Origin of the sequence: Pseudoduganella sp. GCM10020061, from assembly GCF_042683405.1 — a bacterium.
Lineage (GTDB): Bacteria > Pseudomonadota > Gammaproteobacteria > Burkholderiales > Burkholderiaceae_D > Telluria.
Genome location: NZ_JBHUJS010000003.1, coordinates 308,110 through 329,485, shown reverse-complemented (window position 1 = coordinate 329,485; position 21,376 = coordinate 308,110). Strand labels below are relative to the sequence as shown.

The 21,376-nt window shown below is 66.9% G+C and carries 15 protein-coding genes and 1 tRNA gene; 8 read left to right on the top strand and 8 right to left on the bottom strand.

Annotation, left to right across the window (positions count from 1 at the left end):
• Nucleotides 1–35: 35 nt before the first annotated feature.
• A tRNA-Thr gene (locus tag ACFSQR_RS08885) sits at nt 36–111 on the top strand.
• Between the two features lie 97 nt (nt 112–208).
• Here ACFSQR_RS08885 and ACFSQR_RS08880 read toward each other — a convergent pair.
• On the bottom strand, nt 209–625 hold the full coding sequence (locus ACFSQR_RS08880; RefSeq protein ID WP_377729364.1) for an MAPEG family protein: 417 nt from the start codon (nt 623–625) through the stop codon (nt 209–211).
• Nucleotides 626–641: 16 nt separating this feature from the next.
• On the bottom strand, nt 642–1,469 hold the full coding sequence (locus ACFSQR_RS08875; RefSeq protein ID WP_377729363.1) for a MaoC/PaaZ C-terminal domain-containing protein: 828 nt from the start codon (nt 1,467–1,469) through the stop codon (nt 642–644).
• Nucleotides 1,470–1,602: 133 nt separating this feature from the next.
• On the opposite strand from ACFSQR_RS08875, the gene ACFSQR_RS08870 reads away from it, so the two are divergent.
• The 3 genes from ACFSQR_RS08870 to ACFSQR_RS08860 are packed head-to-tail and all read left to right on the top strand — an operon-like array spanning nt 1,603 to nt 6,229.
• On the top strand, nt 1,603–2,499 hold the full coding sequence (locus ACFSQR_RS08870; RefSeq protein ID WP_377729362.1) for a bile acid:sodium symporter family protein: 897 nt from the start codon (nt 1,603–1,605) through the stop codon (nt 2,497–2,499).
• Between the two features lie 57 nt (nt 2,500–2,556).
• Nucleotides 2,557–4,161, top strand: a complete 1,605-nt coding sequence (locus tag ACFSQR_RS08865; RefSeq protein ID WP_377729361.1) for a methyl-accepting chemotaxis protein — start codon at nt 2,557–2,559, stop codon at nt 4,159–4,161.
• 1 nt (nt 4,162) lies between these two features.
• Nucleotides 4,163–6,229 (top strand): putative bifunctional diguanylate cyclase/phosphodiesterase, encoded by a 2,067-nt coding sequence (locus ACFSQR_RS08860; protein ID WP_377729360.1) that lies wholly within the window; start codon nt 4,163–4,165, stop codon nt 6,227–6,229.
• Between the two features lie 22 nt (nt 6,230–6,251).
• Here ACFSQR_RS08860 and ACFSQR_RS08855 read toward each other — a convergent pair whose 3' ends face one another.
• The 3 genes from ACFSQR_RS08855 to ACFSQR_RS08845 all read right to left on the bottom strand — a co-directional run bounded on the left by ACFSQR_RS08855 (nt 6,252) and on the right by ACFSQR_RS08845 (nt 9,467).
• Nucleotides 6,252–6,482 (bottom strand): hypothetical protein, encoded by a 231-nt coding sequence (locus ACFSQR_RS08855; RefSeq protein WP_377729359.1) that lies wholly within the window; start codon nt 6,480–6,482, stop codon nt 6,252–6,254.
• A gap of 115 nt (nt 6,483–6,597) precedes the next feature.
• Complete coding sequence (locus ACFSQR_RS08850) at nt 6,598–8,028, bottom strand: M16 family metallopeptidase (RefSeq protein ID WP_377729358.1); 1,431 nt, start codon at nt 8,026–8,028, stop codon at nt 6,598–6,600.
• Between the two features lie 11 nt (nt 8,029–8,039).
• Nucleotides 8,040–9,467, bottom strand: coding sequence for a M16 family metallopeptidase (locus tag ACFSQR_RS08845; RefSeq protein ID WP_377729357.1), 1,428 nt, complete (start codon nt 9,465–9,467; stop codon nt 8,040–8,042).
• 225 nt (nt 9,468–9,692) lie between these two features.
• Here ACFSQR_RS08845 and ACFSQR_RS08840 point away from each other — a divergent pair, with 225 nt between their 5' ends.
• From ACFSQR_RS08840 to ACFSQR_RS08825, 4 genes are all read left to right on the top strand, one after another.
• Entirely contained in the window at nt 9,693–10,631 is a 939-nt protein-coding gene (locus ACFSQR_RS08840; protein WP_377729356.1) for a porin, read from the top strand.
• Between the two features lie 165 nt (nt 10,632–10,796).
• The gene (locus tag ACFSQR_RS08835) at nt 10,797–11,522 is read left to right on the top strand and encodes a hypothetical protein (protein WP_377729355.1); all 726 of its coding nucleotides are present in this window, start codon (nt 10,797–10,799) and stop codon (nt 11,520–11,522) included.
• Between the two features lie 368 nt (nt 11,523–11,890).
• Nucleotides 11,891–12,904: a hypothetical protein gene (locus ACFSQR_RS08830; protein ID WP_377729354.1), complete on the top strand. Its 1,014-nt coding sequence runs from the start codon at nt 11,891–11,893 to the stop codon at nt 12,902–12,904.
• 237 nt (nt 12,905–13,141) lie between these two features.
• Complete coding sequence (locus tag ACFSQR_RS08825) at nt 13,142–15,559, top strand: catalase (protein ID WP_377729353.1); 2,418 nt, start codon at nt 13,142–13,144, stop codon at nt 15,557–15,559.
• A gap of 98 nt (nt 15,560–15,657) precedes the next feature.
• On the opposite strand, the gene ACFSQR_RS08820 is transcribed toward ACFSQR_RS08825, so the two are convergent.
• The 3 genes from ACFSQR_RS08820 to ACFSQR_RS08810 are packed head-to-tail and all read right to left on the bottom strand — an operon-like array spanning nt 15,658 to nt 21,311.
• Nucleotides 15,658–18,762, bottom strand: coding sequence for an efflux RND transporter permease subunit (locus ACFSQR_RS08820; RefSeq protein WP_377729352.1), 3,105 nt, complete (start codon nt 18,760–18,762; stop codon nt 15,658–15,660).
• Between the two features lie 9 nt (nt 18,763–18,771).
• Nucleotides 18,772–19,902 (bottom strand): efflux RND transporter periplasmic adaptor subunit, encoded by a 1,131-nt coding sequence (locus ACFSQR_RS08815; protein ID WP_377729351.1) that lies wholly within the window; start codon nt 19,900–19,902, stop codon nt 18,772–18,774.
• A 14-nt stretch (nt 19,903–19,916) separates the two neighbouring features.
• Nucleotides 19,917–21,311: an efflux transporter outer membrane subunit gene (locus ACFSQR_RS08810; protein ID WP_377729350.1), complete on the bottom strand. Its 1,395-nt coding sequence runs from the start codon at nt 21,309–21,311 to the stop codon at nt 19,917–19,919.
• Between the last annotated feature and the right edge of the window lie 65 nt (nt 21,312–21,376).

The following is a 21,376-nucleotide window of genomic DNA, read 5'->3' as shown; positions in this document are numbered from 1 at the left end:
GACTTAACACTCTCTGCTAGAATACCCGCTCTTCAGCCGCTTTAGCTCAGTCGGTAGAGCAGTTCATTCGTAATGAAAAGGTCGCCAGTTCGATTCCGGCAAGCGGCACCAGGAACACCGCAGTAAGCAAACAACCCGCTCCCTTCACAGGCAGCGGGTTTTTTGTTTTACGGCGCCATATCGATCGCGCCGCGCGCCCGGCGGCAGCTCAGATCTGCACGGCCAGCCGGATGACGAACGCAATCATGACGGCCCAGCTGAGTGCATACAGGCCCGCGCGCGCCGGCAGCTTGTTGCTGGTGAGGTGGACGATGCTCTGGAACGTGCGCAGCCCGACATACGACCACGCCAGCGCCAGGTAGACCGCATCGACCATGCCAAGCGCCATGGTGGCCGCGCACAGGAAGTAGAAGATCGGGGTCGACTCCTGCAGGTTGTGGAACAGGCGTTCCGCCTGCCGCGCCTTGCGTGGCAGTTTCTCGCCATTGTCGTAAGTCTTGAAATAGCCGGCGCTGATGTCGCCGCTTTTCAGTGCCGCCTGCCTGGCCTTGAACATCGTCACCAGCGCGATGAAGGTCAGGGCGATCAGCGCGAGGCAGGGGTAGAACATCAGTCCTTGGTTCATAAGCTTCCTGTGTGGTTTAGTTGGGTGAATCTGCCGGCGCGAAGCCGAGTGTGCCCTGGACCGCAACCCGGTCCCGGCATACGACGCTGAAATCGCGCCCGTCCGGCGCGAGCGCGACGCTCGCCGTCTCTCCGAGCGGAACCGGCGATGTGAAGCGCGCCGATACGGCGGTGACGTGACTGCCGGTGCGCGCTTCGATCGCCGCGCAGGCCTTGGCCAGCGTGTGCATGCCGTGGATGATCGGCGTTTGCATCCCCATCAGGCGTGCCGACCACTTCCACAAGTGGATGGGATTCCAGTCGCCCGAGACGGCCGCATACTCCCGTCCGGTGGACGAAGACAGCGTCCACCGGTCGATCTCTTCCGCAGGACTGCCGGCGGTATCTTCCTGCGCCGGGGAGCCCTTGCGCCGGCCTCGCTTGGCCAGGTACTTGCTGCGGCAGGTGAACAGCTTCGTGCCCCCATGTTCCGCGACCGATTCGAGCACGCAGTAGCGCGCGCCCGTCGCGGTCGGCGGCTCGACGCGCACCGTGCTGGTGATGTCGAACGGCGCGTTCAACGCCGGAACCTGGTGTTCGATCAAGTCGTTCTCGACGTGGACCATGCCCGCGACGGCGAACGGGAATGCATCGCGCAGCAGCGTCGCGACATGCGCGCGCTGCGCAATCAGGTAGTAGTAGGTGAGGGGCAGCTCGTTGGGGCCGAACCCCAGCAGGGCGTTGTAGCGGCGCAGATTGTCCGCATCGAGTCCTTCGAACCGGTACGCGGTGTGAAAGCCCTCCAAGGCATCGCCCACTGCGCGCCCGCGCTTCAGCACCGCGCGCAGCAGCGTGATCGCATTCATGCGTGGAAGTCGCGGGTTCATCGCTGCGGCCAGGTGGTTATGAAGAGCGCAACATTAACATAGCTCAGCAATTCCGGAACCCCTGTGACTTCGTGTTATTTTGTCGAGATAACAATCACTAAATGGAGACACCATGAGTAACTTCATCACCATGCTGCCGACGCTGCTGATCGGAGCGCTGGCGCTCATCATGTTCGGGCTCGGCCTGTCGCTGACGCCGGGAGACTTCCGCCGATTGCTCGGGCATCCGAAGGCTGTCGTGCTGGCGCTCGTCCTGCAGGCCGCCGTGCTGCCGGCGATCTGCTACGGCCTCGTGGCCGGCCTCGATGTCCCGCCCGTGCTGGCGATCGGCCTGATGCTGCTTGCGGCCTCGCCCGGCGGCGTCTCCGCCAACCTGTTCAGCCATCTGTTCGGCGGCAACGTGGCCATGAACATCTCGCTCACGGCGATCAACACCCTGCTGTCCATCGTCAGCCTGCCGCTGATCGCGAACTTCGCCATCGACACGTTCGCGCAATCCGGCCAGGTCGTGCCGATGCAGACTGCCAAGGTGATCGAGGTGATCGGCATCGTGATGGTTCCGGTGGCGATCGGCATGCTGGTGCGCAGCCGCGCGCCTGCGTTCGCGGCGCGCATGGACAAGCCGATGAAGCGCTTCTCGATGGCGGTGCTGGCGGCGCTGGCGCTGATCGCCATTGCCAAGGAGTGGAACGCGCTGACTACTTCGTTCGCCTCGATCGGCATGGCGGTCATCGCCTTCAATGTCATCAGCCTCGGCCTCGGCTACTACGTGCCGCGCGCGCTGGGACTGGACAAGCCGAATGCGACCGCCATCGGCTTCGAGATCGGCATCCACAACTCCACGCTGGCCATTTACGTCGCGTTGTCGGTGCTGGGCGACTTCCAGATGATGCTGCCGGCCGCCATCTACTCGGTCAGCATGTATGTGCTGGCGACCGCGTTCGGCTTCTTCGTGCTGGGCCGCCAGCGCGCGCCGCTCGCCGCGCCCGCGGGACCGGCGGCCTTGTAATGGCACGGTCATATTGACAACGCAGAATGGAAGGATGATCAACCATCATCCTTCCCCATGCGAATCCTGAGGCTGCAAACCGGCGGCAAAGTATTGGGCGCTTTCGGCGCCGTCCTGTTGGTGATCACCGTGATATCGGCCGTCTCGTTGTGGCGGATGCAGGCGGCCGACGCCATCACATCGGACCTGGTCCGGAACAAATTCCCCAAGCAGCAAATGGCCAGCGAACTGCTCGGCATGGCGCAGCTGAGCGGCATGCGCACCGTTGCCATCGCGCGCAGCGACAGCCTCGAACTCTCCGATTACTTCCACGCGCAGCTGGCGGAGGGCGCCAGGGCGCAAGCCGCGCTGGAGGCGCGCATGGACGCGTTGCCGCACACCGGAACCGAACTGGCGCTGATGAAGGCGGCCAGCGCGCACAAGTCCGCCTTCCTGCGCATCCAGGCCGATATTTTCCAGTACAAGGAACGCGGACAGACCGTGGAGGTGGAGCGGCTGGCCGGCGACGGGCTGCACGCTGCGCTCGAGAATTACCTGGGCGCGCTGCGCCAGCTGGTGGAGCACCAGGCCGCGCAGGCCCGGCTGCAGGCGGAGATGTCCGCGAGCGCCTCGACCGCCGGGCGCGGCATCGTCGGCGTGCTGGGCGCCTTTGCGCTGCTGATCGGCTGTGTGCTGGCGCTGCTGCTTGCGCGCAGCATCACGACGCCGCTGAAACAGGCGGTGGCGTTGGCCGAACGGGTCGCGACCGGCGACCTGAGGGCATCGATCCAGCATTCCCGCAGCGACGAGATGGGGCGCCTGTTCGATGCGCTGAACCGGATGACGGAAGGCGTGTCCGCCACCGTAGAGCGCGTCCTCGATGGTGCACGCGCGGTGGACGGCGCGTCCGGCGAGATCGCCGCCGGTAACGCCGACCTGTCGGTCCGGACCGAGCGCCAGGCCGGCACGCTGGTGGAGACGGCCGGCGCGATGGAGGAACTGACCGCGGCGGTGGCGCAGAACGACAGCAGTACCACGCAGGCGAACCGGCTCGCGCATGCCGCTTCCGGCGTGGCGCTGGAAGCCATGCAGGCGGTGGCGCAGGTGGTCGAGAAGATGGCGGCCATCGAGGCTTCCGGCAAGCGGATCGAGGAAATCACCGGTGTGATCGACGGGATCGCATTCCAGACCAACATCCTCGCGCTGAACGCGGCGGTCGAGGCGGCCCGCGCGGGCGAGGAGGGGCGGGGTTTCGCGGTGGTGGCGGGCGAGGTGCGCAACCTGGCGCAGCGCTCGGCCGCTGCAGCGCGCGACATCAAGCACCTGATCACCGAGTCGTCGCAGCAGATCGGAACCGGCCGCACTATCGCCAACACGGCCGGGGAAACCATGCGCGGCGTGCTCGATAGCGTGCAGCGGCTGACCGGAATCCTTGCCGCCATCAACGACGCCACGTCCGAGCAGGCGTCGCGCATCGGCGCCATCGGCCGTGCGATCGCGGAGCTGGACGGTGCCACGCAGCAGAACGCGGCAATGGTGGAGCAGGCCGCCGCAGGCGCGCAGGCGATGCGCGAGCAGGCCGCGCACCTGACCGCCCTGGTCGGAACGTTCAGGTTGCGCGGCAGCGATGCGCCGCCGCGGCAGCCGGCCATGCGCGCGTCACGGCTGGCACTGGCGGCGTGACATGGCCAGCCCCATCGAACTGAGGGACCGCTTGCTGGTCATTGCGGTGCCGCTGCTGGCGGCCCTCGCGTGCGCCGTGCTATGGAGCCGTGTCATCGCGGCGGAGCAAGCCGACCTGGCCGGCGCGCGCCAGCGCACCGCGATGGTCGAGGGCTGGGCCGGCAGCGCCGTCGTCACCGAAGCTCCGCCCGCCGGCGAGCCCGCGCAGGACGCAATGGAGCAGGCGGCGGAGCGGGCCAGCCGGCGCCGCGACGAAGCGGCCTTCCTGAGCGTGCTCGCCACGATCCTGGCGCCGTGGTTCGCCGTTGCGCTGCACCGCACCTTGCGGCGCTGGCGCGAGGATGCGGAAAGCCGGCGTGTTTACTGGGCCGCGGTGCAGCACGCCGAAGACGGCATGTACATGGCGACAGCCGTGCGCAACCGGGACGGCGGCCTGACGGATTTCGATATCGTCGACTGCAATGAGCGCGGCGCATCGTTCTTCGGCATGTCGCGGAGCGAACTGACCGGAGTGCGGGTATCGACCCTGGACCAGGGCGCATCCGGCTCCGGCCTGCTGGACGCCTGCGGCCGCGCGATGGCGTGTGGCTTCGACCAGGACGAGCGCGAGATGCCGCCCGGCGGACGTGGGCGCGTCCAATGGGTCCAGCGGCGCATCGTCCGTGTCGGCAACAGCCTGTCGATCACGCTCCAGGACATCACGGCGCGCAAGGCGCATGAGGAAGCGCTGTACCGCTCCGCCAACGAGGACCTGCTCACTGCGCTGCCGAACCGCCACTGGCTGGCGCAGTCGTTCCAGGCCCTGCTTGCGAAGGTTGGGCGGGAAGGCCGCGCGCTGCCGCTGCTGCTGATCGACCTGGACGAGTTCAAGCAGGTGAACGACACGCACGGGCACGCGGCGGGCGACATGGTGCTGCAGCAGGCCGCGCGCCGCCTGAAGTCGCTGCTGCGGCCGGACGATGTGCTGGTGCGCTTTGGCGGCGACGAGTTTGTCGTGCTGCTGGGCGAGGACGAATCCGATGCCCACGCAGGCGCGGTCGCCCAGCGCATCGTCGATGCGCTGGCCAGGCCGTTCTCGGTGGGCGAGCAGCTGCATTCGGTCGGCGCATCGATCGGCATCGGCGTGTTCCCGCGCGATGGCCGTGACCCGGCCAGCCTGCTCCAGCATGCGGACATTGCGATGTACTGGGCCAAGGAGGACGGCAAGGGCAGGTTCCGTTTCTTCGACAGCCTGCGCTACGCCAGCGTCAAGGGACGCGCGCGGCTCAAGCAGCAGCTTGCGCTTGCGGTGGAGCGCAACGAGCTCCTTCTGCACTTCCAGCCGCGCGTGGACCTGCGCACGGGACGCGTGTGCAGCATGGAGGCACTGCTGCGCTGGCAGCATCCGGAGATGGGCTTCGTGCCGCCATCGGACTTCATCCCGCTGGCGGAGTCCGGCGCGCTGATTCACCGCATCGGCGACCTGGTGGTGGAAAAGGCATGCGCGCAGCTTAGCGCCTGGCGTGCCATGGGCTTGCAACTGGTGCCGGTGTCGATCAATGTGTCGCCGCGCCAGTTCGAACAGGGCGGCGTGCACCGCATGCTGGCGGCGCAGCTGGCGCTGCACAAGCTCAGTCCTCGCCTGATCGAAGTGGAGATCACGGAATCGGCCATGATGGGCGAGCAGAAGCACATCCTGGAGCAGCTGGCGGCAATCCGCAAGCTGGGCGTCAAGCTGCACGTGGACGACTTCGGCTCAGGTTATTCCTCGCTGTCGCAGCTCGCGCTGCTCAGGATGGACGTGCTGAAGGTGGACCGCTCGTTCACCGCAGGCCTGAGCAAGTCGCCGGAAGGGCGCGTGTTCTACCAGGCGATCGTCTCGATGGCGCACGCGCTGGGCATGGCGATCGTTGCGGAGGGTGTCGAGACGGAAGAGCAGCTGCGCGTGGTGCGCGAGCTGGGGTGCGACGAGGCGCAGGGCTACCACCTTGGACGGCCGGCGCCGGCCGACCAGGTCGCGCCGTTCCTGGAAAGGGGCCTGGCCGCGCACGCCAGGGCGGCAGTACCGTCCCCGGACTTTTCGAACTGAGCCGATCGGCCAGGCGGTTGCGCTACTGCTTGCGGGCCTTGCGCATGCGCCAGATCCCGTATGCCGTCGACAGCGCGACAATCACCAGCATCGCGAAGGTGAGCCAGGTTCGCGTGCGCGGTGCAAGCGAATTGAACCACTGGAGAACAGCCTGGCCGAGGTGAATGATGAGGTAGACGCTGACGATTGCCAGTACTGCGGAGATCAGGATCGCGAGCAGGACCTTGACCAGCTGTTTTTTGTTCAGGTTCATCGGAAACGGTTTTGCAGAAGCCAAACCGGAACGATACACGAAAAACCGTGAACCAGAGGAGGAGTGGAGGGCGAAGGGGAAGGGGACGTCCCGGCAGGACCGTCCCCTGGATGTATTACTTGTCGGTGACTTTGAACTCGCCGAACGCCTTCAGCTGCTCGGCGATCGCCTTGCTGTCGCCAACGACCACCACGGATTGCGCTTCAGGGTTGAAGTATTTCTTGCCCATGTCGCGCACCTGCTCCGGGGTGACCTTCTGGATCGCCGGGACGAACTGGCCGAGGAACTCGGACGGCAGTCCGATCAGCCAGTTGTTGGCCAGCGTCGCCGCGACGGCGCGCTGCAGCTGGTTGGTGATCAGGTAGCTGCCGGCGACGTAGCGCTTGTTCATGCTCATCTCGTCGGCCGGTACCAGTTCGGTGCCAAGCTTCTTGTACTCCTTGAAGTACTCGGTCAGCGATGCGCCGGTCACTTCGTTGCGCACGTCCGCGCCGCCCACGATGCCGCCGCCTTCGCGGTAGCTGCGTGCACCTGCCGACGCGCCGTAGGTGTAACCCTTTTCTTCGCGCAGGTTGGTGTTGACGCGGCTCGAGAAGCTGCCGCCCAGGATGGTGCTGGTCAGGCGCAGCGGCACGTAGTCCGGGTTGCGGGCCGGGATGGCCGGGGCGCCCAGGCGCAGGGTGGACTGCACGCTGCCGTCACGCTGCAGCACCACGCGCACCGGCTGGGCGCTGGTCGGCGCCGGGCCCGGTTCCGCCACAGCCGCGCCGGTCGCTTTCCAGTCGCCGAAGGCGGCCTGCGCGAACTTCATCGCGTCCGCTTCGCTGATACGGCCGGTCACGACCAGCAGGCTGCGCTCCGGACGGAAGCGCTTGGCGTGTTCCGCCTTGAGCAGTTCCTCGGTGGTGCCGTTGATCGATTCGACCGTGTGCTCGGTGCTGCCATACGGGTGCGCACCGTACATGGCGGTCGCCAGCGCGCGCTCGGCGCGGAAGCGCGGCTGGGTCTCGGCGACGCGCAGCGCCTGCAGCGCGTTCGCCTTGGCCAGCGTGACTTCCTTGGCTGGGAAGGACGGCATGCGCGCCACTTCGGCCATCAGGTTCAGCATCGGCGCGGCGTTGGACGCGAGCGCATTGCCGAACACGGTGATGCCGTCGAAGCCGGCGCTGGCGCCGACCGAGCCGCCATAGCCCTGCGCCAGTTCGGCGACAGCGCGCGAATCGCGCTTGGCGGTGCCTTCGGACAGCAGGCCGGCCAGCAGCTTGGCAAAGCCAGGGTGCGCCTTGTCGTCAGCCGCGAGGCCCGAGCCGCGTACCGCCAGCACGTAGTCCACGCGCGGCAGGCCGGTGCGTGGCACGACCCAGACTTCCAGTCCGTTGGACAGGACCTTCTTGGCGATCTTCGGCGCCGGGATGGTTTTCTCTTTGCCGAAAGCCGGCAGGGCTGCCGCCTTGGCTTCGGCTTTCGGCGCCGCCTTGGCTTCCTGCTGCGCGTACGCGGCCGGGAATGCCAGGGAGATCGTCAGTGCAAGCATCAGTTTTTTCATCGATGCGCTCCTTATTTGGTGGTGCCAGCAGGAGCTGGCGCTGGTGCGGCCGCAGGTGCAGCTGCCGGCGCAGGGGCTGGTGCAGCAGGCGCCTTCGGTGCCGGTTTACGGTCGATGACCGTGCGGTTCTCGCGGGTCAGGTAGGTCTTGGCGGTGCGCTGGACGTCAGCCGAGGTGACGCCGTCGATCCAGCCGGGGATCTTGTTGACGACGTTGGCGTCGCCCCACAGGGTCTGCAGCTTGGCCAGGGTGTCGGCGCGGTTGATGAAGCTTTCCAGCTTGTTGTTCCAGTCGGCCAGCATGCGGGTCTTGACGCGCTTGAGGGTCGCGTCGTCGACGCCGTTGGCGACGATCTTGGCCACTTCCTCATCGATGGCGGTGAGCACCGCATCGGCGTTGGTGTTCGGCTTGTACAGGGCGAACAGCGTGAACAGGGTAGGGCCGTTGTATTCCCATGGGCTGGTCAGGCCATACAGCGAGTCGATGTTCAGCGCCAGTTCGCGGCCCTTGACCAGGCCCTGGTACAGCACCGATGCGTCGCCGCCGGCCAGCAGTTCGCCCAGCACGGCCATCGGCGCCTGGTCCTTACTGCCGCGGGTCGGCATCTTCCAGGCAGCGGCGATTGCCGGCACCTGCGCCAGTGCGTCGCTCTGCTCGACGCGCTTTTCCTGCGTGTTCAGCGGTTCGCTGAAGTCGCCGCTCTTCGGCGTCGGGCGCGCAGCGATGCCGCCGAAGTACTTCTGCGCGAGCGCGAAGCCTTGTGCCGGCGTGATGTCGCCTGCGATCGACAGCACGGCGTTGTTCGGGCCGTAGTAGTCGCGGTGGAAGTTGCGCACGTCCTCGAGGCTGGCGCCTTCCAGGTCCTGGAAGCTGCCGTAGCCGTCGTGGTTGTTTTCCCATTTCTGGAATGCGTGCTGGCCGATGTCGATCCACATGAAGCCGCCGTATGGCTGGTTCTTCACGTTGACGCGGATCTCTTCCTTCACCACGTCCTGCTGGTTCTTCAGCGTGGCCGGATTGAAGTCGAGGGTCTTCATGCGGTCCGCTTCCAGCCACAGGATCGGCTCGAGCGCGGAGACCGGCGCGGTCTCGATGTAGTTGGTGAAGTCGGCGCGGGTGGAGCCGTTGTTGTTGCCGCCGCCGCCCGTGATGGTCTTGTCGAACACGCCCTTCGGTGCGTTCGGGGTGCCCTGGAACATCAGGTGTTCGAACAGGTGCGCGAAGCCGGTACGGTTCTTCGGTTCGAGGCGCATGCCGACGTGGTACACCACGCTGACGCCGACGGTCGGCGAGCTGTGGTCGGGCGAGATGATGACGGTCAGGCCGTTATCGAGTTTTTTGACATTGACGGGGAGCGTCCAGCGGTCGGTGCTCGCGGCGAGCGCGGACATCGACAGCGTGAACCCCGCCAGCATGACTGGCAAATGGCGTAGTCGCATAGAGTACCTCAGGGTGCGGTTGGCTTGTAAGTTGTTGTGCGTGGGCTCCGCGGGGGAACCACGTTCACGGATATTACAGCAGCAACATTATGTTCCGATAACTTTTTCACATACATATGTCGGCTTGCGGAGTGTTACCGGCATTGCACATGTCATCAGGTTGAAACTTTTGCCAAGCAAGATTCGTTTCGGCACTACTTCCTTCAACCACTCGTGATAACTCAAGTGAAAAAATCTCTCTTCGCACTCCTCGCCCTGTCCGCCATCGGTTCCGCCCAGGCGCAAAGCTCCGTTACCGTGTATGGCGTGGTCGATGTCGGCTTCGCCAAGCAGACCGGCAAGAAACTGATCCAGCGCGAGAACCATGCGTCGCGCCTCGGCTTCCGCGGCGTGGAAGACCTCGGCAACGGCATCTCGGCGGTATTTACGCTGGAAAACGAATTCCTGCTCGATAGCGGCGCGCAAAAGGGCGTGTTCTGGGAACGCCAGGCCAACGTGGGCCTGACCGGCGGCTTCGGCACCGCGATTTTCGGGCGCACCAAGAACCTGGTCGACAGCGTGCAGTCCAAAGTGGAGCCGTTCGGCGCCGATGGCGTGATCGGCAAGGTCAACGAGCCGATGATGCGCGTGGGCGTGTCCAGCTCGCGCGTGTCGAATTCGGTCACCTACACCAGCCCGAAGGTGGGCGGCTTCACCGGCGCGGTGCAGTATGTGTTGTCCGAGATTAACGGCGCGTCGAACGGCATGAGCGTGCTCGGCCAGTACGACCAGGGTCCCGTGTTCGCCTACGTCGGCTACGAGAAGGCGGCCGAGACGCGCGCCGGCACCGGCCAGCCGTCAATGTGGACCACGGGCGGCTACTACAAGTTCGGCGCGCTGCGCCTGTCGGCCCAGTACGCGCAGGGCGATACGGAAGCCGTGGCAACGGGCGACTACACCGGCATGCTGCTGGGCGCGGTGTACACCGTGGGCAAGGGCGACTTCAAGGCGGTGGTGTCGAAGCAGAAGCAGGAAACCGCGGCGTTCGAGCGCACCACGGTGCGCGAGACGGGCGTGGGCTACGACTACCACCTGTCCAAGCGCACCGACCTGTACGCCTATGCCGGCCGTGAGCGCGTCAGTCGCGTCACCTCGTACCAGGTCGGCATCTCCCACAAGTTCTAACCTGCGACCCGGCGCGGACCGGGCCCGGCTCCGTGTGCCGGATGAGGGCTCGGGCCTGTGCGCCTCAAACAACACCTGAGGCTGCATTTCGGAACCGTTTCCGGAATCCTCCTGGTGAGAATATATACTTCGCCAAGTAAATATTCTCACCTCAAAGGAAGCAACATGTTTCACCGCAAGATTGCCGCAGCCGTCATCGCACTGAGCGCCGTCCCGTTCGCCCACGCAGGGGACGATATCGATAACCTGTTCGGCTTCAGCCAGAAGGACTTCCGCCTGCTGTCCGAAGACCTCGGCTCCGCGCTCAGCTACAAGCCGCTGACCCCGGCGGAATCGACCGGTACCCTGGGCTTCGACATTGGCGTGGAGCTGACCGCCACCAAGCTCGCGCATCCGGAAGTGCTGGACCGCGCCGTGTCCGGCGGCGACGCGCCGACCACGCTGGCCGTGCCGAAGCTGCACGTGCACAAGGGCCTGCCGTTCGGTATCGATGTCGGCGCGATGTACTCGGCTGTCCCCAACACCAACATCAAGCTGATGGGCGCCGAAGTGCGTTACGCGCTGATCGAAGGCGGCATCGCCACCCCGGCGCTCGGCCTGCGCGCCAGCTACACCACCATGCGTGGCGTGGACCAGCTGGACCTGGAGACCGCGGGCATCGACCTGTCCATCTCGAAAGGGCTGACCTTCGTCACGCCGTATGCAGGCGTTGGCATCGTGCGCACCAACAGCACGCCAAACGGCGTGCCGGGCCTGGTTCGCGAAAAATTCAACCAGAACAAAGTGTTCGTCGGCGCAAACTTCAACTTCGCCTTGGTGAACATTGCCGTCGAGGCTGACCGCACGGGCGATGCGACCAGCTACGGCGCCAAGCTGGGCTTCCGTTTCTGATGCCTGTGGGAACTGTCCTGCGATGCAGGGCAGTTCCCTTGCAATTAACCAACTTTAGCGTGCAATGCGCGAAGTTGCTGCAAGATAAGGCCAGATTGCCGGCCTTCCTGCTGCTTGCCAATATTTAACGCAAGATCCACGAAATTCCCTGAAGTTGCGCGACGTTTGCCGATGTTCGGCAAAGTTGACGCGTTCGAGAACTGTCCCGCACTCCCTCTGTCTATCTCCATTGAATCGCAGGCTGGCGCTGCTCTGTTAGCCATCGCACGGTGACACCGGCCTCGAAGTTATATTTTTTGTATTCGACGCAGATGTTCAGTTGCGCGTCCCCACGCACGTTTGTGAACAATTTTATCGAGGAATGGATCATGGAAAATCAAAAACCGAACGCGGGTAGCGGTCGCGACCAGAAGGAAACGGGTACGAATATGGGTAAGGATGTCCGCACGGGCAGCAGCTCGTCCGGCTCGGGTGTTTCATCCGGCAGCGCTTCCTCGGGCTCGTCCCAGAGCGGCCTGTCGGGCTCGTCGCAGAGCGGCAAATCCGGTTCGTCCGGCGGTCTGTCGGGTTCCTCGCAAAGCGGGGTATCGGGCTCTTCGGGCAGCGGCCTGTCGGGCTCGTCGTCTCAGAGCGGCCAGTCCGGTTCGTCGGGCAGCGGCCTGTCGGGATCGTCCGGCAGCGGCCTGTCCGGTTCGTCCTCGAGCAGCTCCGGTTCGTCCGGCAGCGGCCTGTCGGGCTCGTCCTCGCAGAGCGGCCAGTCCGGCTCCTCCGGCAGCGGCCTGTCCGGCTCGCAGAGCAACCTGTCCGGCTCGCAAGGCAGCCGTTCCGGCGTGTCGGGCGGCATGGGCAGCTCCTCGTCGGGCTCGTCGCAGAGCGGCAGCTCCGGCTCTTCCTCCAGCTCGCTGGGCAGCAGCAGCGCAGCCGGCTCCTCGGCCAGCATGGCGTCCGGCCTGTCGGGCAGCAGCTCGAGCATGAGCGGCCAGAACAGCTCGATGTCCGGCAGCCACAGCTCGACCGGCAGCTCGATGTCGGGCACCCAGGGCAGCTCGTCCATGTCCGGCGGCGCCAGCGGCGGCTCGATGACCATGCCGCACAACGCACAGGACCTGCACCAGACCATCGACCGCGCAGCGCATGCCGCCCAGCCGGTGGTGGATCGCCTGGCGTCCAGCGCGCACGCAGCCGTCGACAAGCTGGCCAGCTCGTTCTCGGGCATGGGCGGCACCCTCGACGACAAGAGCAAGAAGCTGGGCGAAGCGTACGGCCACTTCCTCGATAGCGGCCGCGAGTACGTCCGTGCCCGTCCGGGCTCGTCGGTCCTGATGGCTGTGGCGGCAGGCTGGATCCTGGCCAAGCTGATGGGCGGCCGTCACCACGACTGACGCAACGCCTCGGGGGCCGTGCCGCGCCGGCCCAGCTGCCGCCGCATAGGCCACTGCGCTCGCGGGATGTAACGGCGAGCAGCAGTACCACCGCCGGGCCGCTCCTCCTGGAGCCGCCCGGCGCCTTATTCCGATAGCACGTTCATTCCGCTGAGGCGATGCACGCGCATTCAAGCCAACACCGGCGCGTCGGTGCATTGCTGTGCCCGCGCGACCATAAAAACCACGAGGTGCTACATGGTGTCACGTAAAAAACCGACCGGCTCCGGCGTCGAGGGCGCGGGTTCGATCAAGAGCACGGTATCCGGTCCATCCGATCCGACGCCGCCAAAAAGCCTGGGGCCATCCAACCCGGTCGCGGACCAGTTACTGGAAAAGATCGTCGCCGGCCAGGAGCTGCCGGAATCGATGCCATTCAATCCGAACAAGGCGGGTGAGCACGGCGACGCCGCGCGCACGCCGCAGCCTGGCGCCACCGCCACGCCATCCACGCCGATTGCCACCGCCAGCACCAGCACCGAAGGCATCGCCTCGGCCAAGCTCGGCACCGGCAACCCCGTCATCGGCGGCAACCCGACCGTGATGCCGCTGGACCGCGTGCGCGTGGACGGCAGCGCGCAGCACCTCACCACCAACCAGGGCGTGCCGGTCGCGGACAACCAGAATTCGCTGAAGATCGGCCTGCGTGGGCCGACCGCGATGGAAGACTTCATCCTGCGCGAAAAACTCACGCACTTCGACCACGAACGCATCCCTGAGCGCGTGGTGCACGCGCGCGGCTCGGCCGCGCATGGCTACTTCGAAAGCTACAAGGATTTCTCCGACCTGACCCGCGCCGCGCCATTCGCCGCTGCGGGCAAGCGCACACCCGTGTTCGTGCGCTTCTCCACCGTGGTGGGCGAGCGCGGCTCGCCCGACACCGTGCGCGACGTGCGCGGCTTCGCGGTCAAGTTCTACACGGAAGAGGGCAACTGGGACCTGGTCGGCAATAACATGCCGGTCTTCTTCATTCAGGACGCCATGAAATTCCCGGACCTGGTCCACGCGGCCAAGCCCGAACCGCACCACCAGATGCCGCAGGCTTCCACCGCGCACGACACCTTCTGGGACTTCGTCTCGCTGATGCCCGAGTCGGCGCACATGCTGATGTGGGCGATGTCCGACCGCGCCATCCCGCGCAGCTACCGCACCATGCAGGGCTTCGGCGTGCACACCTTCCGCCTGGTGAATGCGGAAGGGCAGTCGGTGTTCTGCAAATTCCACTGGAACCCGCTGCAGGGCACGCACTCGCTGGTGTGGGACGAAGCGGTCAAGCTGATCGGCGCCGATCCCGACTTCCACCGTCGCGACCTGTGGGAAGCGATCGAAGCGGGCGAATTCCCCGAGTACGAACTGGGCCTGCAAGTCTTTACCGAAGAAGAGGCCGAGAAGTTCGGCTTCGACGTGCTCGACCCGACCAAGATAGTGCCGGAAGAGATGGTCCCGCTGCGTCCCGTCGGCCGCATGGTCCTGAACCGCAACCCGGACAACTTCTTCGCCGAAACCGAGCAGGTGGCGTTCTGCACGGCGCACATCATCCCCGGCATCGACTTCTCCAACGACCCGCTGCTGCAGGGCCGCATCCACTCCTACGTCGACACGCAGCTCACGCGCCTGGGCGGACCGAACTTCCACGAAATCCCGATCAACACGCCCGTTGCGCAGATCCAGAACAACCAGCGCGACGGCTTCCACCGGCAGGCCATTAACCGCGGCCGCGTCAACTACGAACCGAACTCGCTGGCGGGCGGCAGCCCGTTCCAGGCCGGCCCGCAAGGCTTTACCAGCTTCCCGCAGCCGATCGCGGAAGACAAGGTGCGCGGCAAGCCCGAACTGTTCGCCGACCACTACTCGCAGGCGCGCCTGTTCTACCAGAGCCAGACGCCGGCCGAGCAGGCCCACATCGCCAACGCCTACCGCTTCGAGCTGACGCGCTGCCAGGTGCCGGCCGTGCGCCGCCGCGTGCTGGCGCTGCTGGCCAACGTCGATACCAACCTCGCGCAGATCGTCGCGAACGGACTCGGGATGGAACTGCCCGATCCGCTGCCGCTGGCGACCGATCTGCCGACGCCCGAATACGAGCCGTCGCCGGCGCTGTCGCTGCTGTCGCGTCCGGGCGAAACGGGCATCCGCACGCGCAAGGTGGCGGTGCTGGTGGCGAACGGCGTGGAGGCATCGTGCGTGCGCGAGGTGTACGCCTCGCTGACGGCGGATGGCGCGGTGGCGCGCATCGTCGGCAGCATGCTCGGCAAAGTGACGGGCACCGATGGCGCAACGCTCGATGTCGAGATCACCATGGAGACCGGCCCGTCGGCGCTGTACGACGCGGTCGTCGTGCCGGACGGCGAAAAGGCGGCGCAATCGCTGGCGCTGGACGCGCACGCCCTCGACTTCGTGCGCGAGCAGTACCGTCACTGCAAGCCGATCATGGTGATCGGCGCCGGCGCCGCGCTGCTGAAGCAGGCCGGCGTACCGCCCAAGCTGCCGGACGGCTCCGACGACCCTGGCCTGGTCGGCACCGAATCGTCCGACGTCAGCGCCGCCCTGCAAGCCTTCAAGACTGCGCTTGCGGGCCACCGCGTCTTCGCCCGCGAAACCGACCCGCCAATGGTCTAGGCGAGAAAAAGGGGATGGTCCCCGCAAGGACCGTCCCCTCCTTTTTGGCGGAATCGCCCATAACCGGGCCGATTCCGCCACTCCTCCTGCAGCGACGCCTACCGGGCCGGCGGCCCATCAACCGCAGCCGAACCTTTCCGTGCCCGCAACCGCGCCATCCCGCGCGCGATCAGGTGCTCCAGGTCGTCCACATACGTGAACACCGCCGGGACCACAAGCAGGCTCAAAAGCGTCGACGTAATCAGCCCCCCGATGACAGTGATCGCCATCGGCGCCCTGAAGCTCGGATCGCCATTCAAGCCCAGCGCCAGCGGCAGCATGCCCGCACCCATCGCAATGGTGGTCATCACGATTGGCCGGCTGCGCTTGTGGCACGCATCCACCAGCGCATCGAAGCGGCTCATGCCCGCGTCGCGCGCGAGGATTGCGTAATCGACCAGCAGGATTGAATTCTTCGTCACGATCCCCATCAGCATGATCAGGCCGATCATCGACGGCATCGACAGCGCATACCCGGTGATGAGCAGCCCCACGAACGCACCGCCGATCGACAGCGGCAGCGCCGCCAGAATGGTCATCGGCTGCATGAAGTCGCGGAACAGCAGCACCAGCACGCAGTAGATGCACAGCACCCCGATCGCCATCGCCAGGCCGAAGCTGGCGAACAGCGCCTGCATCTCTTGCGCGTCCCCGAGCTCCGCGATCTGCACCGACGGCGGCAAGTTCTTCAGCGCCGGCAGCGCGCGTGCTTCCTCGTTCACTTCGCCCAGCGAGCGGCCGCCCAGCTCGACCGACAGGGTCACGTTGCGGCTGCGATTGAGCCGGTCGATTTCCGCCGGGCCCGAATCCATCGTGATGGCCGCCACGGTCGCCAGCATCACCGGCCCATCCTTGCCCGGCACGGTAAGGCGCCCGATCGCATCGAGGTCCGCGCGCACGTCATCCGGCAGCTTGACCCGGATCGGTACCTGGCGGTCGCTGAAGTTCATCTTGGTCAGCGCCTGGTCATAATCGCCTGCGGTCGCGACGCGCACCGTCTCGCCGATGGCGGCCGCGGTCACGCCCATCTCCGCCGCGCGCGCAAAGTCGGGCCGCACGATGATTTCCGGCCGCACCAGCGATGCCGTCGAGCTCACGTTGCCCACCCCTTGCAGCGTACGCATCTCGCGCTCAGCGGCCCGCGCTGCGGCGGTCAGCGCCACCGGGTCCTCGCTGCGCAGCACCAGCTGCATCTTCACACCCGTATCCGGCGGGCCCACGTTGAAGCGCGCGCCCGGCACGTCGGCCAGCCTGGCGCGGATCCGGTTCTCGATCGCCGCAAGCGATTCGTCGCGGTCGTCGCGATGCGAGGTGCGCACGGTCAGCACCGCCCGGCGCGCTTCCGCCGCCGCGCCGGGTGAGAAGATATCGCCGGACGAGCCGCCGCCCACGGAACTGAACACGCCCAGCACGCCGGGGACCTGCATCGCCGTGCGCCGCACCTGTTCCGCTACCGCCTGGGTCTCCGCCAGCGTCGAGCCGGGCGGCAGTTCCAGCGTGATCTGGGTCTGGCCCCGGTCCGCCGCCGGCACGAAGCCGGTCGGCAGCAGCGCGGCCAGGCTGACGGAAGCGATGAAGAACACCGCCGATGCGATCGCCGTCACCAGCCGGTGCTTCAGGCACCACTTCATCACGCCGAGGTAGCGCGTCATGATCCAGTGGTCGCTTTGTTCCGCATGCTTCTTGGGCTTGAGGAGATAGGCCGACATCATCGGCGTGAGCAGGCGCGCGACAACGAGCGATGCGAGGATCGCGATCACGGCCGTCCAGCCGAACTGCTTGAAGAATTTTCCCGGGATGCCGCCCATGAATGCCGTCGGCAGGAACACTGCCACCAGCGCGAAGGTGGTCGCAATCACCGCCATGCCGATTTCGTCGGCCGCTTCCAGCGCAGCCTTCATCGGCGACTTGCCCATCCGAAGATGGCGTTCGATATTCTCGATCTCCACGATCGCATCGTCCACCAGCACGCCCACGACCAGCGCCAGCGACAGCAGGGTCACCATATTGAGCGTGTAGCCGAACCAATACTGTCCCAGGAAGGCCGGGATCACGGAAAGCGGGAGCGCCGCCGCCGCCACCAGCGTCGCGCGCCAGTCGCGCAGGAACCACCAGACCACCAGCACCGCCAGCAGCGCGCCCTCGTACAGCAGCTCCATCGACGCCTCGAAGTTCTCCTGCACCGGCTCGGCGTTATCGATCACCTCCGGCATCCGGACGTGCGGATGCTCGGCCTGCAGCTGCCGGATCGCCTCGCGCGCGCCTTCCGCCACCGCGATCTCGCTCGCGCCCTTGGTGCGGAACACCTCGATGCCGACCACCGGCTTTCCGTCCTGGGTCGCCAGCGAGCGCGGCTCGGCGACCGTATCGCTCACCTTCGCGATTTCGGACAAGCGCACGCGACGCCCGTCCGCCAGCGGGATATCGAGCGCCGCCAGCTCCTGCGCACTGGCCACGGTGGCGATGGTGCGCACCGACTGCTCGGCGCCGCCCACGTCGCCACGTCCGCCCGGCGCTTCGCGCTGCACGCTGCGCAGCTGGCGCGACACCTCGATGGCCGATACGCCCAGTGCCGCCATCAGGCCGTCGTCCAGTTCCACCCGCACCTCGCGCGTCACACCGCCCACGCGCTTCACCGCGCCCAGGCCGGGCACGCTGAGCAGGCGCTTGGTGACGGTGTTGTCCACGAACCAGCTCAGCTCCTGCGCGTCCAGCGCGCCGGGACCAGTCGAACTGGCCGCAAAGGTCAGCACCACCCGGCCGGCGGTCGAGACCTTGCTGACGATCGGGTCGCGCATCTCGCCGGGCAGGTCGGCCCGCACGCGCGCCACCGCATCGCGCACCTCGTTGACCGCATCGGACAGGTTCTTCTCGAGGATGAACTCGACCGTCACGGTCGCCACGCCGTCGAGCACCTTGGTATAGATATTCTTGACGCCCTGCAGCGACGCCACCGAGTCCTCGATCTTGCGCGCCACTTCGGTTTCCAGCTGCGCCGGCGCAGCGCCTTCCAGCGTGGACGTCACGGTCACGATCGGTAGCTCGATATCGGGGAAGTCCTGCACCGCATTGGCGCGATAGGCCAGCAGCCCCGCCAGCGTGAGCAGCGCGAACAGCATGATCGCCGGGATCGGATTGCGGATCGAGAACGCCGAGAAGTTCATCGCGCCTCCTTAGCCGGCTGCGGGCGCCGGCGCCACCCGCACCAGGTCGCCCTCGTTGAGGAAGCCCGCCCCGGTCACGACCACCTGTGCGTCCTGCGCCAGGCCGGAGACGATCTCGATCCGGTTGCCGATGCGACGGCCCGGCTGCACCTTGACCTGGCTGACGCGATTGTCCCGGTTCAGGCGGAAGACGTAGGAAAAGCCATCGCGCACCACGACGGCCTGCTGCGGCACCGTGATCCCGCTCGAGGTGCCGAGTTCGAACCGTCCGCCCACGAACATGCCCGCCTTGAGCGGCGCGTTCATGCCCTGTGGGCGTGGCAAGTCGACATACACCAGCGTCGTGCGGGTGCGCGGGTCCACCGTGGGCGCGATCATGCGCACGCGGCCGCGCGCCTCGCTGCCGTCCGGCGCGCGCACCACCGCAGCGGCGCCGGGCTTGATGCGGGCCACGTCGTTCGCGGTGACTTCCGCGCGCCACTCCAGGCGGCCCTGGCGGATCATGCGGAACAGCTCCGTGCCCGCGCCGGCCACCGCGCCGACAGTGGCGCTGCGTGCCGAAATGACGCCGCTGTCGGGCGCCAGCACGCGGGCCTGGCGCAACCGCACCTGCTGCGCCTCCAGGGTTGCTTTGGCAGCGGCGATGCGCGCATTGGCCGTGCTTTCCGCAGTCGTGTACTGCCCGATCTGCTGCTCGGACAGCGCGCCCGTCGCCCGCAGCGAACGGGCGCGCGCCGCATTGGCTGCCGCGTCCTGCGCCATCGCCTGCGCCTCCATCAGCGCGGCGCGGGCCTGCTGCACATCCGCATTCACCGTCTCGCTGGCAAACACCGCCAGCACCTCGCCCTTCTTCACCACGTCGCCCACATTCACGCGGACCTCGGCCAGGCGCAGGCCCATCGCCTCGCTTCCGATCGAGGCCTCCTGCCATGCCGCGACGTTCCCGTTCGCGCCCAGCGTGAGCGGGAGCGAATCGGAGGACGGCCGCGCGACCGTCACCGTCAGCGCAGGCTGCGGCCCCGCCTTCGCGTCCTCCTGCACCGCAGGCTTGCGGAACACAAAGAAGAGCAATACAACAAGCAAGAGGGCGCCGGCGACGAGCAGCAACCGGGTTCGGGGAGTCAACGAGATTCGTTTCATGTCTGGTTCCGTGATTACTGCTGTCCTGGTGTTGCGCTGTTCCAGCCACCGCCGGCGGCGCGGTACAGGCCCACCCACGCGCTGCTGCGCTGCTGTTCGAGCACGATCACCGCGTTCTCCGCCGCGAGCAGGGTGCGGCGCGCGTCCTCCAGTTCGATCAGGCTGCCAAGCCCGTTGCGGTAGCGGTCCTCCGCCGCCACGAACGCCGCGCGGTAGCCTGCGAGGGCAGCCTGCGCATCGGCCGCGCGCGCCGCAGTGCTGGCCAGCGTGACCAGCGTCTCCTCCACCTCGCGCACCGCCTGGCGTGCGGTCGCGCGGTAGGTCGACACCGCTTCGTCATAGCGCACACGCGCCGCCTCCACATTCGCGCGCCGGCGCCCGCCATCGAAGACCGGCACCGTCAGCGCCACCGGCCCGATGCTCCACGTATCGGCCGTGGTGTCGCTTCCGCCGGCGCGGAAATTCCCCACGCCGACAGAGCCTTGAAGCGCCAGGCGAGGATAGCGCTGCGCCTGCGCGCTGCCGACGTCCGCGCTGGCCGCAGCGACTTCGCGCTCGGCCGCGAACACGTCCGGCCGCTGCGCCAGCAACTGCGCGGGAATGGTATTGAATGCGAGGGGAGCGGGCGGCGTGCCCGGTGCGGAGCGCAGCCGGGCGCGCAAATCAGGTTCACCGATAGCGGTGAGCGCGACCAGCGCCTTGACGTCGAAGTCGCATTGCGCGCGCTGTTCGGTCGCGCGGGCCGACGCCTGCGCCGCGCTCGCACGCGCCAGCGCGGCCGTCGCCGGCGCCTGGAACCCGGCCGCCGCGCTCAGGTCGGTGAGGCGCGCCGTATCGGCACGGGAAGCTGCATCGCGTGTCGCCACCGACAGCAGCTGCTCGCAGGCGCGCAAGGCGTAGTAGCGTTTCGCCGTTTCAGCCGCCACCGACACGCGCGCCGCATGCCACCCGGCGTGCGCGCCATCGACGCGCGCCGCCGCCGCCGCACGTTCCGCCCTGCGCGCCCCGAACAAGTCGATTTCCCACGACGCCTGCAGCGCCGCCTGCGTGGTCGTCCCCATCGGCATCACGCTCTGCTGCGACGAGCGCACGGCGCTGGCGGCAGCGTCGAGGGAAGGCAATAGCGCGGCGCCGGCCGCGGTACGCTGCGCGCGCGCCTGCGCGATCCTGGTGGCCGCGCTGGCAATGGTAGGGCTATTCGCCTGGGCCGATTCGACGAGCTGGGCCAGCAGCGGATCGCCCTGCACGCGCCACCAGCTGGACAGGTCGGCCACGCTCCCGTTATGCGGCAGCGGCGCTTGCCACTGCGCCGGCGCGCCACCCGCCGCATCGTGCGGGGGCAGCGGCGCCGCACAGGCGCACAGCATCAGCGCAAGCGTAGCCGCCGCGCTCAGGCGGAAGTGACTCATGCTTGGGAACTTCCTTATCGTAGTGTTCTATAGCAACCCTTGCCCGCGATCTTATACGAGTGTCG